This is a genomic window from Buttiauxella cochleicola (assembly GCF_021282435.1).
GTDB lineage: Bacteria > Pseudomonadota > Gammaproteobacteria > Enterobacterales > Enterobacteriaceae > Buttiauxella > Buttiauxella massiliensis.
The window spans coordinates 593,388-608,854 of record NZ_JAJSOT010000002.1 but is presented as its reverse complement, the minus strand read 5'-3'; the positions used below and the strand labels follow the sequence as shown (position 1 = coordinate 608,854).

The window sequence follows — 15,467 nt, the reverse complement described above, 5'->3', positions numbered from 1 at the left end:
GCGTCATCGACAAAAATCACCCCACAGCAAACTCCTTCGCCAGGCGACTCACTCCCAATCCGTTGATTTTTTTAACCTTGATCTGTACCGGAATGCGCTCTTTCATTGCTTCAACATGGCTGATAACACCGATAGTTTTTCCACTGGCGTTAAGTGTATCCAGCGCATCTAGCGCGGTATCCAATGTTTCAGCGTCCAGTGTGCCAAAGCCTTCATCAAGGAACAGCGAGTCGATACGCGTTTTATGGCTCACCAGATCGGAGAGCGCCAGTGCCAGCGCGAGGCTGACCAGGAAGCTCTCGCCACCAGAAAGTGTACGCGTGTCACGCACCGCATCGGCCTGCCAGGTATCCACCACTTGTAATTCCAGCGCTTCGCTGTCTTTTCGTTGTAGCAAATAGCGGCCGTGCAGTCGGTTGAGCTGGTTGTTGGCAAGCCATACCAGGTTGTCGAGCGTTAGCCCCTGGGCAAACTTACGGAATTTGTCGCCTTCTTTTGAGCCAATCAGCGCATTGAGATAACCCCAGTCTTCAACTTGCTGCTGGCACTCAACAATGGCCTGCATCAGCCCTTGTTGGCGCTGACGGTTTTCCACGTCATGTTGTAACTGTTGTTGAATTTGCCCTTGCTGAGTGGTGTTCTCGCGCAGCTGTTTGTTGCAGCGAGCCAGTTGTTCTTGCAGTACGCTCAGTTGTGTATCTTCCGCAAGTGCTTGCGGGCGAGCCGCAATATGCTCTGCTAGCGCTTTCTCAGCCTGCTGGCAGAGCACGGTTTGCTGCTGGTGCTGTTGCTCAAGCTGCTGTTTTTTCTGCTCAAGCATCTGGCGTTCGTTTTCATCCAGCAACGAGGTCTGGAATGATTCGACATCGGCAAAGGGACTTGCGGCAAGCGCACTCAGGAATTGTGCGTTTGCCTGAGTAACACGAGTTTCCTCTTGCTGCAGTTGCTGTTGTAGCGTTTGCCATTGGCTCTCTAGTGCGATGCAATCGCTGTGCAGCTGGTGCCAGTTTTGTAATGCTGCGATTTGTTCGTTTTCGGATAGCAGCGCTGGGATGGTGCCATCGTCAATAAAGGCACTTAACACACCCTCAAGGCTTGCCAGTTGTTGCTGCAAACGCGGTAACTGTTCACTGCGTTGCTGCCAGAGTTGCGATTCCTGCTGTCGCTGTGCCAGCCAGTTATTTTCTTCACCGTGAGCGGGATGTTGCAGGCCAACATTTTCCAGGGCGGTGTTCAACGCTTCGCGTTGGGTTGCAATTTCATCGGCAAGTTTATGATGCTGGACTTTCGCCTGAGTTAGCTGCTCTTCCAGCACAATGCGCTGGCTAAGCTGATGCAGCTGTTGTTCGCGCTGCTCCTCACTTTCGAGCCAGTGCTGAATATCATCTTCGGGTGCCAGTACCAATTGCAGGCTGGCGCACAGTTGTTGCCAGTGAGCACGCAGCTCATTTTCCTCTTCATCCAGAGCCTTAATGGTATGAATCAGGTTTTCACGTTGTTTACGCTGTGTATCAAGCTGGCCTTTCATCGCAAAGCCCGCTTCTGCAAGGCTTGCCACTTCCAGTTTTAATTTATCCAGGCGCTGCTGGTTTTCACCTGGTTGTATCGCCTGGTAATCAGCGACCGCCGGGTGTTGCGTGGAGCCGCACAATGGGCAGGGTTGCTCAGGCTGCAAAAGGGCGCGTTCAGCTTCCAGGCTGACAATGCGTTTTTCCAATTCACAGACTTTCTCCAAATCACTCTCATGCTGGCGGCGTTCTTTATATTGCTGACGTTTAAGCACCAGCTGCGCATCGCCCTCGGTAATCTGTTTCTCAAGAATGGCGAGCTCTTGTTGCTGAAGAGCTTTGCGCTTGAGTAATGAGGAGATCTGCGGTTGAAGCGTTGCAAGCCTCTGGCGCTGAGGGCGTGAGGCAATCGTCGTCTGTAAATGAGCACTAACTTCATTTGCGCTAAGAGAAAATTCACTGACGGGCAGCAGAGCGAGTTTTTTCTGACTGGCGTCGATATCTCGTTGCAAAGTTTGTAGCTGAGTGGCATCACGCTGTTGCTGACTGAAAGCCATTCGCCAGCCCGCCAGTTCTGCGCCCCACAAGCGAAAATGTCCGTGGGTTTTCAGCCATTCCTGAAGTTGAGTGTTCTCATCAGTTAGTTTTGCAGCCTGGCTTGCTGCTGCGAGCCGGGTTTGCTGGCGGCGTACCATTGTCTGAAGTAAGCGAGTGTTCACTTCTTCAGTTTTAATGCGCGTTGCTTGTAGAGTGGTTTGTAATTCCTGTAACCGTTTCCAGTCCGGGCGCAATTTTTCTGCGGGTTGCGCTCGGGTGAGTTTTTCTAACTGCGGTGCCGCTTCTGTTATCGCATGGGTTGCTGCATTCAACGCCTGTTGGGTCTGCGTATGCTTCTGCGTGAGCTGCGAAAGCAGGCCGAGCCACTGCTGCTGCTGTTGGAGTTTAATCTGTTCTGCAAGCTGTACTTTTTCTTCAGTAGTAAGTGCCTGCAAACTCTCAGAAAGCTGCTGACGCTGCTCTTCGCTTAATAACGCCACACCCGCAGCCTGGGCTTGCAGATTCTCAAGTTGGCTGCGCACATTTTTATGGTTTTCGAATACTGCCGCTGAAACGGTGCCGTAGATTTCAGTTCCGGTAAGCTCTTCAAGCAGGGAAGCCCGGTCATTGGCATCGGCATTTAAAAAGGCAGCGAATTGCCCCTGCGAAAGCATCATTGAGCGGGTGAAACGGTCGTAATCCAGCCCGGTCAGTTTTGCTGTGATATCGAGCTTATCTTTGACTTTATCGGCGACAATCTTGCCGCTTTCCACTTCAGCAAGTTCTACGCGCGGGGCTTGCAGATTGCCGTTTACCGCGTTGCGTGCCCGGTTCTGGCTCCAGAAAGCACGGTACGCCACTCCTTTAACTTCAAACTCCACTTCCGCCAGGCATTCGGCGGTGTCTCGTGTCATTAAATCATTTTGCGACTGTGAGACAGTATTGAGGCGCGGGGTCTTGTGGTAAAGCGCGAGACAAATCGCATCGAGCAGCGTGGTTTTTCCCGCACCGGTTGGCCCGGTGATAGCAAATAATCCGTTGCTGGCAAAAGGCTCACTGGTGAAATCAATTTTCCATTCCCCTTTCAGGGAGTTGAGGTTTTTTAACCGCAGGCTAAGGATTTTCATGCCTGTTCCTCCGTGTCATGCAGGCTTGCTACGGTTTGAGCAAACAGAGTGCGCAGGCGCTGCGCGCGTTCTTCGGTGGTCTCTTCCTGAACCAAACGGCGCTCAAATACTTCCTCAACCGTCAGTTCACTCAGCGTTTCTTTATGCTGCTGAGCAATTACGCGCTCTCGCTGCTCACGGCTGCGACGTAGCAAAACCACCTCCACGGGGAGTGTTTCGGTCAGTTGCTGAATATGGCGTTGCATATCATGTAGATATTCGTCGGTGGCAATTTCAATATCCAGCCACACTTTGGGTTCTGCGGGGGCATCACGCCACTGTTCTAGTTGCTGTTCAATCTCAGACAGCGAGCCTTTGATAACGGCTAAAGGTTGGCTGACAGGAACCGTCAGCGGGGTAACTTCGTGAAGCTTACCTTCATTAAACTCAACCAGATAAACGCTCTTATTCTTGCCTGTTTCGTCAAAACTAAGCGGAATAGGTGAACCGCTGTAACGGATATGTTCGGTGCCGCCAATTAATTGCGCACGATGAATATGGCCAAGCGCGATGTAATCGGCATTCGGGAAATGCTGCGCCGGGAAAGCATCAAGCGTGCCAATATAGATGTCGCGTACCGCATCGCTTTTGGTGACGCCTACTGTAGTTAAATGCCCGGTAGCGATAATTGGCAGCCTGGCATCAGCGCGTAAATCGCAGGCCGCGCGATAGCACTGTTGATAATGCTCGCTGATGGCTTCCATTAATGAACGCTGTTTCTCATGGCCGGACAGCCCCGCCTGGCTATTTTGAATATCGCGTGGGCGCAAAAATGGAATAGGGCAGAGAATCGCACCGGGTTGACCGCTTTTGGATTTTAGAACAATAGCTTGCTGGCTGGTATCATGGCGGGCGCTGGCAATGACATATGTATTCAGGCAGGCCATGAGTTCGCGAGATTCATTAAGCGTCGCGACGGAATCATGGTTTCCGGCCAGCACCACGAGCGAGCATCCCGTCGCCTGAAGCTGCACCACAAAGCGGTTATACAATTCTCGCGCATAGCTTGGCGGCGAGCCGGTATCAAAAATGTCACCCGCGACGATTATGGCATCCACATCATTTTCAACGACAGCGTTGAGCAGCCATTCAAGAAAAGCCTGGTGCTCAGGACCGCGACTTTTGGTATAAAAATTTTGACCAAGATGCCAGTCTGATGTGTGAATTATGCGCATGACCTGTCCGGTGGCTTAAAAATGAAGTCCCGATTATAAGGGGACGAGGCAAAAAACGGCATATGTCTCTGTGTCATAAATCAAAGTGATGGGTCATCAAACAGTCATGTTTTTCATAAATCTGTCATAAATCTGACGCATAATGGCGCCGCATTGAAACAACAATAATTATTCCTTGAGCAGGGCGAATCATGGCGAAGCGTATTTTAGTCGTAGAAGATGAAGCTCCAATCCGTGAGATGGTGAGCTTTGTGCTCGAACAAAACGGTTTTCAACCTGTAGAAGCGGAAGATTATGACAGCGCAGTGAATCTGCTTATTGAACCCTTTCCTGACCTGATTTTGCTGGACTGGATGCTGCCAGGCGGCTCTGGTATTCAGTTTATTAAACATCTGAAACGTGAAGCATTGACCCGCGAGATCCCGGTGATGATGCTGACAGCGCGTGGCGAAGAAGAAGATCGTGTGCGTGGCCTTGAAGTCGGGGCTGATGATTATATTACAAAGCCATTTTCCCCGAAGGAGCTGGTGGCACGCATTAAAGCTGTCATGCGTCGTATTTCTCCTATGGCAGTAGAAGAAGTGATCGATATGCAGGGGCTAACACTTGATCCGTCGTCGCACCGCGTCATGGCCGGTGAAAACCCACTGGATATGGGGCCAACCGAGTTTAAGTTATTACACTTCTTTATGACGCACCCGGAGCGGGTGTATAGCCGTGAACAATTGCTCAATCATGTATGGGGCACCAATGTTTATGTCGAAGACCGAACGGTGGACGTACATATTCGGCGGTTACGCAAAGCGCTCGAACATAGTGGGCATGACAGAATGGTACAAACAGTACGCGGTACGGGTTATCGGTTCTCAACCCGCTTTTAATTCCTTATCAGGAGAGTGACGCGTGCTGGAACGGTTGTCATGGAAAAGGCTGGTACTGGAGCTGCTGCTCTGTTGTATACCTGCCGTCATTTTAGGCCTTATTTTTGGCCATTTACCCTGGTTTTTATTACTGGCAGTCACTGGGCTGCTGGTTTGGCATTTCTGGAATTTGCTGCGTTTGTCGTGGTGGTTGTGGGTTGATCGCAGCATGACGCCTCCGCCAGGGCGGGGGAGCTGGGATCCGTTGCTCTACGGCCTTCACCAGATGCAGTTGCGTAATAAAAAACGCCGCAAAGAGTTAGGTAACCTGATTAAGCGCTTTCGTAGCGGTGCGGAATCATTGCCCGATGCGGTTGTGCTTACCACTGAAGAAGGGACGATTTTTTGGTGTAACGGCCTGGCTCAACAGTTGCTGGGCTTACGCTGGCCGGACGATAACGGGCAAAACATCCTTAACTTGCTGCGTTACCCTGAATTTACACGCTATTTGTCGCAGAAAGATTTTGCTCGCCCGCTGACTCTCGTGCTCAACAATGGCCGTCATCTGGAATTTCGCGTAATGCCTTACAGCGACGAACAGTGGCTGCTGGTGGCGCGTGATGTGACTCAGATGCACCAACTTGAAGGGGCACGCCGTAACTTTTTTGCCAACGTTAGCCATGAACTCCGTACACCATTGACGGTGCTACAAGGCTACCTGGAGATGATGCAGGATCAAACCCTTGAAGGCCCGTTGCGCGAGAAAGCGCTGGGCACCATGCGCGAACAAACCTCGCGTATGGAAGGGCTGGTTAAGCAGCTTCTCACGCTGTCAAAAATTGAAGCAGCTCCGGCGATGGTGCTCAATGAAAAGATTGATGTGCCACTGATGTTGCGTGTGGTGGAGCGCGAAGCGCAAACCCTCAGCCAGCAAAGACAGACGTTACAGTTTGATATCGACTCAACCCTGAAAGTGTTTGGTAATGAAGAACAATTGCGCAGTGCGATTTCAAACCTCGTATACAACGCAGTAAACCATACGCCAGATGGCACATATATTACGGTGAGCTGGAAAAGGATTGCCGGTGGTGCCTGCTTTAGTGTTGCAGACACGGGGCCTGGCATTTCAGCTGAACACATTCCGCGATTGACCGAGCGTTTCTACCGTGTCGACAAAGCGCGTTCACGGCAAACCGGTGGCAGTGGACTGGGGCTGGCGATAGTAAAACATGCTTTGAGCCACCACGATGCGCGGCTCCATATCGAAAGCCAACTGGGTATAGGAACGACGTTTTCCTTTGTACTGCCTGAGCGTCTCATTGTTAACGAGAAAGCCATTCAGGCAGAGTAGCTTACTCAAACCGTGTCAAAATAACTTTCCACAGGCCAGTCTTCTGGTCTGTCTTTTTTTTACTCAGATGTAAATCAAAAACCCTCCGTTGGTGATATTTTAACCATATAAACGACCATAATCATTTCTGATGGATAAACTAATCCTCTGCTTTCATGGTTAATTTAAGTATATCAATCTGGTTTTTGGATCCCTTCTTGCCTTCATTCGCTATAAGCGTTTTAATTGCGGCCCTGTAATTAGTAGTCCGACTGGATTTGAGTGGTAATTCAAACAACTATTCTTCTCCACCGATCCCGGAAAGGATTTTCCGCTGTCGTAACTACCAATTGCCGCTTTTATGCCGAGTTAACAGGTATAAAAATTTGAATACTTTCAACACCACACATCCACAGGCTGCATAAATTTTATGACTCATCATTTGAAATCTCGAGACATCCTCGCACTGGGCTTTATGACCTTTGCGCTGTTTGTCGGAGCAGGCAATATCATTTTCCCGCCAATGGTGGGTTTACAGGCTGGTGAGCATGTCTGGATTGCCTCCCTTGGCTTCCTGGTCACCGCTGTTGGCCTGCCCGTTCTGACTATTGTCGCTATTGCCCGCGTTGGTGGTGGTATTGATAGCCTGAGCTCGCCAATTGGCCGCCGTGCTGGCGTGCTGTTGGCCACCGTTTGTTATCTGGCCGTTGGTCCGCTGTTTGCGACACCTCGTACAGCGACTGTCTCCTTCGAAGTTGGGATTGCGCCGCTGGTAGGCAGCAGTGAACTTGCGCTGTTTATCTACAGCCTGGTTTATTTTGCCATTGTTATGGCCATCTCTTTGTATCCGGGAAAATTGCTGGATACCGTCGGTCATGTGCTGGCTCCGGTAAAAATTGTCGCGTTATTGGCGTTGTCAGTCGGCGCGATTCTGTGGCCTGCAGGCGGTATCAGCACCGCGACCGAAGCATACCAACATGCGGCGTTTTCTAACGGCTTCGTCAATGGTTATCTGACCATGGATACGCTGGCATCATTGGTCTTCGGGATTGTCATTGTTAACGCGGCGCGTTCGCGTGGCGTTACTGAATCTCGTTTGCTGACGCGCTATACCATCTGGGCTGGCCTGATTGCAGGTGTTGGTTTAACGCTGATTTACCTTGCTCTGTTCCGACTGGGTTCTGACAGTGCATCGCTGGTTAGCGATCAAAACGCGAACGGTGCCGCAATTCTGCATGCGTATGTTGCTCATACCTTCGGTGGTGCCGGTAGCTTCTTCCTCGCGGCACTGATTTTCCTGGCGTGTATGGTAACGGCGATTGGCCTGACTTGTGCGTGTGCTGAGTTCTTCAGCCAGTATCTGCCGCTGTCTTACCGCTCGCTGGTGTTTATCCTTGGCCTGTTCTCGATGGTGGTTTCTAACCTCGGTCTGAGCCATTTGATTCAGATTTCGATTCCAGTGCTGACGGCGATTTACCCACCGTGTATTGCGCTGGTGGTACTGAGTTTCACCCGTCCGTGGTGGCATAATTCAACTCGCGTTATCGCTCCGGCAATGATCATCAGTACCTTGTTCGGTATTCTTGATGGGATTAAAGCTTCGGCAATCAGTGATGTTTTACCAGCCTGGACGGCGCGTTTACCGCTTGCGGATCAGGGGTTGGCATGGCTGGCACCAACGGTTGTCATGGTGGTTATTGCCATCATTTGGGACCGCGCCGCAGGGCGACAGGTGGCATCCGCCGCCCACTAAAAATTAAAATTATGTTCAACCACGGGGCTTAGCTCCGTGGTTTTTTTTATTGTTAAGCAGGTATGGAATCAATGGAAAACGCTAATAAACTTAAGCGTGGCTTGAGTACCCGACACATACGCTTTATGGCGTTGGGTTCGGCAATTGGCACCGGGCTGTTTTATGGCTCGGCAGATGCTATCAAAATGGCCGGGCCGAGTGTGTTGCTGGCCTACATCATTGGCGGTGTTGCTGCATATATCATTATGCGTGCACTTGGTGAGATGTCGGTTCATAACCCTTCAGCCAGTTCATTTTCGCGTTACGCGCAAGATAACCTTGGCCCGCTGGCGGGTTACATCACTGGCTGGACCTACTGTTTTGAAATCCTGATAGTAGCGATTGCGGATGTTACCGCCTTCGGTATCTATATGGGGCTCTGGTTCCCAGCAGTGCCGCATTGGGTCTGGGTTTTGAGCGTTGTATTGATTATCTGTGCCATCAACCTGATGAGCGTGAAAGTGTTTGGCGAACTGGAGTTCTGGTTCTCGTTCTTTAAAGTTGCCACCATCATCATCATGATTGCTGCCGGTATCGGTATCATCGTGTGGGGTATTGGTAACGGCGGCCAGCCAACAGGTATTCATAACTTATGGAGCAATGGCGGCTTCTTCAGCAATGGCTGGATAGGCATGATTATGTCATTGCAGATGGTGATGTTTGCCTACGGCGGCATTGAAATCATCGGTATTACTGCCGGTGAAGCGAAAGACCCGGAAAAATCTATTCCGCGCGCCATCAACTCCGTACCGCTGCGTATCCTGGTGTTTTATGTGGGTACGCTGTTTGTGATCATGTCGATTTACCCATGGAACCTCGTGGGAACCGGAGGCAGCCCGTTCGTGCTGACCTTCCAGCATATGGGGATAACGGCGGCGGCAGGTATTCTGAACTTTGTGGTGATCACCGCTTCACTTTCTGCGATTAACAGCGATGTATTTGGCGTGGGTCGCATGTTACACGGCATGGCAGAGCAGGGCAGTGCGCCGAAAGTCTTCGCTAAAACCTCACGTAATGGTATCCCGTGGGTGACGGTTTTAGTGATGTGTTTCGCGTTGTTGCTGGCGGTAGTGTTAAATTACCTAATTCCAGAAAATGTCTTCCTGGTGATTGCGTCGCTGGCAACCTTTGCCACCGTGTGGGTATGGATAATGATTCTGCTGTCGCAGATTGCTTTCCGCCGCAAACTCTCACCAGAACAAACAAAGGCGCTGAAATTCCCGGTACCGGGCGGCGTTGCAACTACAGCAGTCGGGCTAGTGTTCCTGGTGTTTATTATCGCGCTTATCGGCTGGCACCCGGACACCCGCATTTCACTGTATGTTGGCTGTGTGTGGATAGTTTTGCTGTTGGTCGGTTGGCTATTCAAACGCCGCCAGATACTCGCCGCAAGCGAAAGCAGCAACGGAGTATAATCACCGTTGTCAGGTGGACTAGCGAAAGCGACATCCACCTTCTTGCTTACATCTCCGGGCATTCCACTTTACTTATTGCATCCCAGTAGTTTTTCTCGTTGTTGCGCTCAAGCGCAATCCTCGCATCACGGATATAGGCTTTGTTATCCTCGTTAGAGAGGATTTTATTCGCCCAAACCTCATCAGATGTCTTCTTCTGCGGGTGGCAAGCCTTCTTCAAGTCACTGATAATTTGCTGTTTATATTTGCCAAACTGCAGAGATTCGTAAGCCGAATTTGCCAGAGAATTGGCAGACCAGACCACGCAAAGAAGCAGCGTAATATTTCGGACGATAGACATAACGGTCTCCTGAACGGTGAGAATATTCTCACTATAGGTAGCGCTAACTTATTAAGCAAACGGCTCAATTTCTCATCCCCCGCTTTCATCCCCCAATAAAAATAGCAACGATGAGTGATAGCCAGCTACGCTGTGGCAAGGTGGCGCAATAAATTTTCTGGGGATACGATTATGTTGAATGCATGGCACCTTCCGGTGCCCCCTTTCATACAAACACGTAAAGACAAGTTGTATATCACGCTGTGGGTTTCTGGCGATGATTTACCGCAGCGTGTAGTTCTGCGTTACGAAAAGGATAATGAAGAAACCTCAATACAGATGACGCGCCAAAAAGTGGCTCCTGAAGAAGGAGTGGTGGCATGGCGCGGCGTGATTGATCTAACCGAAGGGCAGCCGCGCCGACGCTACAGCTTCAAGCTGCTGTGGTTGGATAAACAGCGCTGGCTAACACCGCAAGGTTTGGGATCAATTCCGCCTGCAAGACTTGAGCAGTTTGCGGTTGATCTTCCGGATGACGGCCCGCAATGGGTACAGGATCAGATCTTCTATCAAATTTTCCCCGATCGTTTTGCGCGTAGTGAGCAACGCTCGCCCGAGCAGGATCAGGTTTATTATCACCATGCGGCAAAACGCGACATTGTTTTGCGCAATTGGGACGAACCGCTCAGTGGAGATGCCGGCGGATCGACATTTTATGGCGGCGATCTGGATGGGATTAGCGAAAACCTGCCGTACCTGAAAAAGCTGGGTGTCACCGCGCTGTATCTCAATCCGATCTTTACCGCGCCGAGCGTACATAAATACGATACTCAGGATTATCGCCACGTAGATGTGCAGTTCGGCGGCGATCACGCCTTTTTACGTTTGCGTAAAAATACTCAGAAATACGGCATGCGCCTGATGCTCGATGGGGTGTTTAACCACAGTGGTGATACGCATCAGTGGTTTGACAGGCAGCAAACTCATGGAGAGGGGGCGAGCCACAATCCACAATCTCCATGGCGTGATTTTTACAGCTATAACCAGGAGGGGCATGCGCTCGACTGGCTTGGGTACTCCAGTTTGCCAAAGCTCGATTATCAATCTGCCACGCTAGTTGATGAAATTTACCAGGGCGAAGACAGCGTTGTGCGCCACTGGCTGCGTGAACCGTGGGGCATCGACGGCTGGCGGCTGGATGTGGTGCATATGCTTGGTGAAGCGGGCGGGGCAAAAAACAATTTGCTGCACGTCAGCGGTATCACCAAAGCGGCGAAAGAAACTAATCCCGAAGCCTATATTTTGGGTGAGCATTTTGGTGATGCGCGCCAGTGGTTACAGACCGACGCCGAAGATGCGGCGATGAACTATCGCGGTTTTACTTTCCCAGTCTGGGGCTTCCTTGCAAATACCGATATTTCTTACGATCCGCAGCATATCGACGCACAAACATGTATGGCCTGGATGGATGAATATCGTGCGGGGCTTTCTCAGCAGCAGCAATTGCGCATGTTTAACCAGCTTGATAGTCATGACACTGCACGTTTCAAGTCGATCCTCGGTAAGGATGTTGCGCGATTGCCGCTGGCTGTAGTGTGGCTGTATTGCTGGCCTGGTGTGCCTTGTGTTTACTACGGCGATGAGGTCGGTCTGGATGGTAATAACGACCCGTTCTGCCGCAAGCCATTCCCATGGGACCCCGATCGGCAGGATCAGGATTTGCTGGCGCTTTACCAGCGCCTTGGCAAATTGCGCCACAAAAGCCGCGCTTTGCGCCACGGCGGCTGTCAGGTGATTTACGCCGAAGGCGACGTGGTGGTCTTTGTGCGTGTTTACCAGGGTGAGCGCGTACTGGTAGCGATCAACCGTGGTGAACAAGCCGCAGTCACGCTGCCGTGGGAACCGCTGTTAAACGACAAAGTCTGGACGCAGCTGGAAGGTGAAGCGACGTTTGAAAACTGCGAACTGTTGCTGCCTGCGGTTTCAGTTTCAGTGTGGCGTAATTAGGTATCCTGAAACCGGTTTCCCTTTTGCCGAGCGAAGGGGAAAACCGGTGCTATTCTTAGTTTTCGTTCCCTTCAATAAGATCCCCTTAAGTTAGACATTTCCAGATCTCATACCGTTTGGGAGGCAGCCGCTTGGACTATCTCCCTAATCAATCAGATGAAATTTAAGGAAAACTTTATGTCTATACGTGAACTTCTCGACCCCACCAACTCCACTCTGATTTTTATCGACCATCAGCCACAAATGTCTTTTGGCGTCGCCAATATTGACCGCCAAGCTTTGAAAAACAACACGGTAGCGCTGGCAAAAGCGGGCAAGATCTTTAACGTTCCTACCATTTATACCTCGGTCGAAACTAAAAGCTTCAGCGGTTACATCTGGCCCGAACTGCTGGCTGTTCATCCTGAAATAACCCCAATCGAACGCACCTCAATGAACTCCTGGGAAGATGCTGCTTTTGTTGCAGCGGTGAAAGCGACCGGGCGCAAGAAGCTGATTATCTCTGCGCTGTGGACCGAAGTATGCCTGACATTCCCGGCGCTAATGGCACTAGAAGAGGGCTTCGAGGTTTACGTAGTGACTGATACCTCAGGCGGCACGTCGGTGGATGCGCACGAGCGCTCAATCGACCGCATGGTGCAGGCGGGTGCGGTGCCAGTGACCTGGCAGCAAGTACTGCTGGAATACCAACGCGATTGGGCGCGACGCGACACTTACGATGCAGTAATGGATCTGGTGCGTGAGCATAGCGGCGCGTATGGCATTGGGGTCGATTATGCCTACACCATGGTTCATGATGCGCCGGAACGGAAAGCCTGATCTATGGCGGACAACAACACGGTTACGCTGGTGATTACTCACGCCCTTAAAGCGGGGCAGGCCGCGCGTTATGAGCAGTGGCTTGAGAAAATCATGCCTGCCGCCGCTCGTTATCCAGGGCATCGCGGTGTGCATGTTATTCGCCCAACGACCGGGAACGATGTGTACAACATCGTTATCCGCTTCGACACGCTGGAGAATCTCACCACCTGGACGAAATCGGCTGAGCGTGAAGCATTGGTTGATGAGATCAAACCGATCCTCAGCCAGGACGATCATCTGGAAGTGCGCACCGAAAATGCATTTTGGTTCACCCCGGAAACACCAACGATCAAACGTCCGGCACAGTGGAAGCAATTCCTGATAACGCTGGCCGTGATTTTCCCAAGCACTAATGTAGTGCCACGTATCACCGCTATGATTTTCCCTTCGCTGCATGGGTCGCTTTTGTTACATCTCATCAATGACGCGTTAGTGGTGGCGTTAGTGGTGTGGCTATGGATGCCCATCATGACGCGTCTGTTTGCGGGCTGGCTGAAAAAATAACGTTTCACCGAGGAGAACAGGTTATGTCGCAATCTGCTTCACTAATTCTCACCAACGGGCAGTTTCACACGCTCGATAGCGAAGCGCCGCTGGCTGAAGCGGTGGCTATCAAAGACGGAAAAATTATCGCAGTAGGAAATGAGTCGTGGGTGATGAGCTTTGCGAGTGGGGAAACACAGCGAGTTGATCTTCAAGGCCATACGGTAATACCCGGCCTTAATGACTCACATTTGCACCTTATTCGTGGAGGGCTCAATTACAACCTGGAGCTACGTTGGGAAGGTGTGCCATCGCTTGCGGATGCACTGCGGATGCTAAAAGAGCAGGCTTTGCGTACCCCTTCGCCGCAGTGGGTACGTGTGGTTGGAGGGTGGACGGAGTTTCAGTTTGCTGAGCGCCGTATGCCAACGCTTGAAGAACTCAACGAGGCGGCTCCAGATACGCCCGTTTTTGTGCTGCATCTTTACGACCGTGCACTGCTAAACCAGGCGGCACTTCGAGCGGTGGGTTACACCAAAGAGACGCCCAATCCGCCGGGCGGTGAAATCATGCGCGATCGCAACGACAACCCAACCGGGATGCTGATAGCCAAGCCGAATGCGATGATCTTGTATTCGACGCTGGCAAAAGGGCCGAAGCTGCCGCTGGAGATGCAGGTTAATTCCACGCGCCAGTTTATGCGCGAACTCAATCGACTCGGCGTGACCAGCGCCATTGACGCGGGGGGCGGCTTCCAGAATTACCCCGAGGATTACCAGATTGTCGACCAGCTTCACGCGCAAAAACAGATGACGGTGCGCATTGCCTACAACCTGTTTACCCAGCGCCCACAGCATGAGCTGGAAGATTTTGAAAAATGGACGGATATGCTCAAACCGGGGCAGGGAACGGATTTCTATCGCGCGAATGGCGCGGGTGAAATGCTGGTGTTTTCCGCCGCTGATTTTGAAGACTTTTTGCAACCACGCCCCGATTTGCCAGAAGGCATGGAGCAAGAGCTGGAACGAGTGGTACGCCATTTAGTAGAGCATCGTTGGCCATTCCGTTTGCACGCGACCTATAACGAATCCATCAGCCGTATGTTGGATGTGTTTGAAAAGGTGAATCGCGATATCCCGTTTAATGGTTTGCATTGGTTTTTCGACCATGCAGAAACGATTACCGAGAAAAATATCGAGCGTGTTAAAGCGTTGGGCGGTGGGATTGCTGTACAGCACCGTATGGCGTTTCAGGGGGAATATTATGCCGCACGCTATGGCATCGAAGCCGTCAAACAAACGCCACCGATTGCCAAAATGCTTGCCGCTGAACTCCCTGTTGGATTAGGCACAGATGCGACACGAGTTGCCAGCTACAACCCATGGACGGCGCTTTACTGGCTGGTATCGGGGTGTACCGTTGGCGGCATGCAAATGTATGACGACAATAACCGGCTTTCACGCGAAGTGGCACTGGAGTTGTGGACGGCAGGCAGCGCATGGTTTTCCAGTGAACAAGGTAAAAAAGGTCGCATTAAAACCGGGCAACTGGCGGATTTGGTCGTGCTTTCGAAAGATTTCTTCAAAGTAACCGAGGATGAAATTAAAGGGATTGAATCGGTGCTTACGCTGGTGGATGGGAAAGTGGTGTATGCCGCTGGGGCATTTACGCCGTTGGCACCGCCGCCAATTCCGGTCGTGCCTGAATGGTCACCGGTCACCACTGTGCCTGGACATTACCGCTCAGCACCACCAGAAGCCGCGAAAGTTGGCATGATGGCGCAGGTTCATCAGTGTTGTGGGAGTTGTAATGTGCATGGTCACCAGCATGACACTGCGCGTAAATCGGCAATCCCGATTGCGGATGAAGGGGCATTCTGGGGTGTGATGGGATGTTCTTGTTTTGCGTTTTAATCCCCGGGTCATCATATCCACCAGGATAATCCTCTCAGGACAAATTCCTATTTTTTGCCGTTTGTCAGTCGTAAATGGTGTACCGATATTTAGTGTGCCAA

The 15,467-nt window shown here is 51.3% G+C and carries 11 protein-coding genes; 8 read left to right on the top strand and 3 right to left on the bottom strand.

Features of this window, described 5'->3' with window-relative positions:
• Nucleotides 1-16 precede the first annotated feature (16 nt).
• Complete coding sequence (gene sbcC / locus LVQ77_RS08495; RefSeq protein ID WP_232904187.1) at nt 17-3,172, bottom strand: exonuclease subunit SbcC; 3,156 nt, start codon at nt 3,170-3,172, stop codon at nt 17-19.
• Nucleotides 3,169-4,386, bottom strand: coding sequence for an exonuclease subunit SbcD (gene sbcD, locus LVQ77_RS08490; RefSeq protein WP_232904186.1), 1,218 nt, complete (start codon nt 4,384-4,386; stop codon nt 3,169-3,171). The genes sbcC and sbcD overlap by 4 nt, the downstream gene beginning before the upstream one ends.
• A 191-nt stretch (nt 4,387-4,577) precedes the next feature.
• Between sbcD and phoB the strand changes: the two genes are divergently transcribed.
• From phoB to proY, 4 genes are all read left to right on the top strand, one after another.
• Nucleotides 4,578-5,267, top strand: a complete 690-nt coding sequence (gene phoB / locus LVQ77_RS08485) for a phosphate response regulator transcription factor PhoB (protein WP_232864080.1) — start codon at nt 4,578-4,580, stop codon at nt 5,265-5,267.
• A gap of 22 nt (nt 5,268-5,289) precedes the next feature.
• On the top strand, nt 5,290-6,597 hold the full coding sequence (phoR, locus tag LVQ77_RS08480) for a phosphate regulon sensor histidine kinase PhoR (RefSeq protein WP_232904185.1): 1,308 nt from the start codon (nt 5,290-5,292) through the stop codon (nt 6,595-6,597).
• A gap of 409 nt (nt 6,598-7,006) precedes the next feature.
• Nucleotides 7,007-8,329 carry a branched-chain amino acid transporter carrier protein BrnQ gene (gene brnQ, locus LVQ77_RS08475; RefSeq protein ID WP_232864082.1) on the top strand — a complete coding sequence of 441 codons (1,323 nt, stop codon included), beginning with the start codon at nt 7,007-7,009 and terminating at the stop codon, nt 8,327-8,329.
• Between the two features lie 71 nt (nt 8,330-8,400).
• Nucleotides 8,401-9,783, top strand: a complete 1,383-nt coding sequence (gene proY / locus LVQ77_RS08470) for a proline-specific permease ProY (protein WP_232864083.1) — start codon at nt 8,401-8,403, stop codon at nt 9,781-9,783.
• Nucleotides 9,784-9,829: 46 nt separating this feature from the next.
• Here the strand turns inward: proY and LVQ77_RS08465 are convergent, their stop codons facing one another.
• Nucleotides 9,830-10,123, bottom strand: coding sequence for a YicS family protein (locus tag LVQ77_RS08465; RefSeq protein ID WP_064556978.1), 294 nt, complete (start codon nt 10,121-10,123; stop codon nt 9,830-9,832).
• Between the two features lie 171 nt (nt 10,124-10,294).
• On the opposite strand from LVQ77_RS08465, the gene malZ reads away from it, so the two are divergent.
• The 4 genes from malZ (at nt 10,295) to LVQ77_RS08445 (ending at nt 15,366) form a co-directional block, all read left to right on the top strand.
• Nucleotides 10,295-12,109, top strand: coding sequence for a maltodextrin glucosidase (gene malZ, locus LVQ77_RS08460; protein ID WP_232904184.1), 1,815 nt, complete (start codon nt 10,295-10,297; stop codon nt 12,107-12,109).
• A 177-nt stretch (nt 12,110-12,286) separates the two neighbouring features.
• Nucleotides 12,287-12,928: a hydrolase gene (locus LVQ77_RS08455; RefSeq protein WP_232864085.1), complete on the top strand. Its 642-nt coding sequence runs from the start codon at nt 12,287-12,289 to the stop codon at nt 12,926-12,928.
• A gap of 3 nt (nt 12,929-12,931) precedes the next feature.
• Nucleotides 12,932-13,474, top strand: coding sequence for an antibiotic biosynthesis monooxygenase (locus LVQ77_RS08450; protein WP_232864086.1), 543 nt, complete (start codon nt 12,932-12,934; stop codon nt 13,472-13,474).
• A gap of 23 nt (nt 13,475-13,497) precedes the next feature.
• Nucleotides 13,498-15,366 (top strand): amidohydrolase, encoded by a 1,869-nt coding sequence (locus tag LVQ77_RS08445; protein ID WP_232904183.1) that lies wholly within the window; start codon nt 13,498-13,500, stop codon nt 15,364-15,366.
• Nucleotides 15,367-15,467 lie beyond the last annotated feature (101 nt).

Excerpts from the sequence above, each read along its gene's own strand:
- sbcC (WP_232904187.1), bottom strand. The coding sequence starts at position 3,172 with ATGAAAATCCTTAGCCTGCGGTTAAAAAACCTCAACTCCCTGAAAGGG.
- sbcD (WP_232904186.1), bottom strand. The coding sequence starts at position 4,386 with ATGCGCATAATTCACACATCAGACTGGCATCTTGGTCAAAATTTTTAT.
- phoB (WP_232864080.1), top strand. The coding sequence starts at position 4,578 with ATGGCGAAGCGTATTTTAGTCGTAGAAGATGAAGCTCCAATCCGTGAG.
- brnQ (WP_232864082.1), top strand. The coding sequence starts at position 7,007 with ATGACTCATCATTTGAAATCTCGAGACATCCTCGCACTGGGCTTTATG.
- proY (WP_232864083.1), top strand. The coding sequence starts at position 8,401 with ATGGAAAACGCTAATAAACTTAAGCGTGGCTTGAGTACCCGACACATA.
- LVQ77_RS08465 (WP_064556978.1), bottom strand. The coding sequence starts at position 10,123 with ATGTCTATCGTCCGAAATATTACGCTGCTTCTTTGCGTGGTCTGGTCT.
- malZ (WP_232904184.1), top strand. The coding sequence starts at position 10,295 with ATGTTGAATGCATGGCACCTTCCGGTGCCCCCTTTCATACAAACACGT.
- LVQ77_RS08455 (WP_232864085.1), top strand. The coding sequence starts at position 12,287 with ATGTCTATACGTGAACTTCTCGACCCCACCAACTCCACTCTGATTTTT.
- LVQ77_RS08450 (WP_232864086.1), top strand. The coding sequence starts at position 12,932 with ATGGCGGACAACAACACGGTTACGCTGGTGATTACTCACGCCCTTAAA.
- LVQ77_RS08445 (WP_232904183.1), top strand. The coding sequence starts at position 13,498 with ATGTCGCAATCTGCTTCACTAATTCTCACCAACGGGCAGTTTCACACG.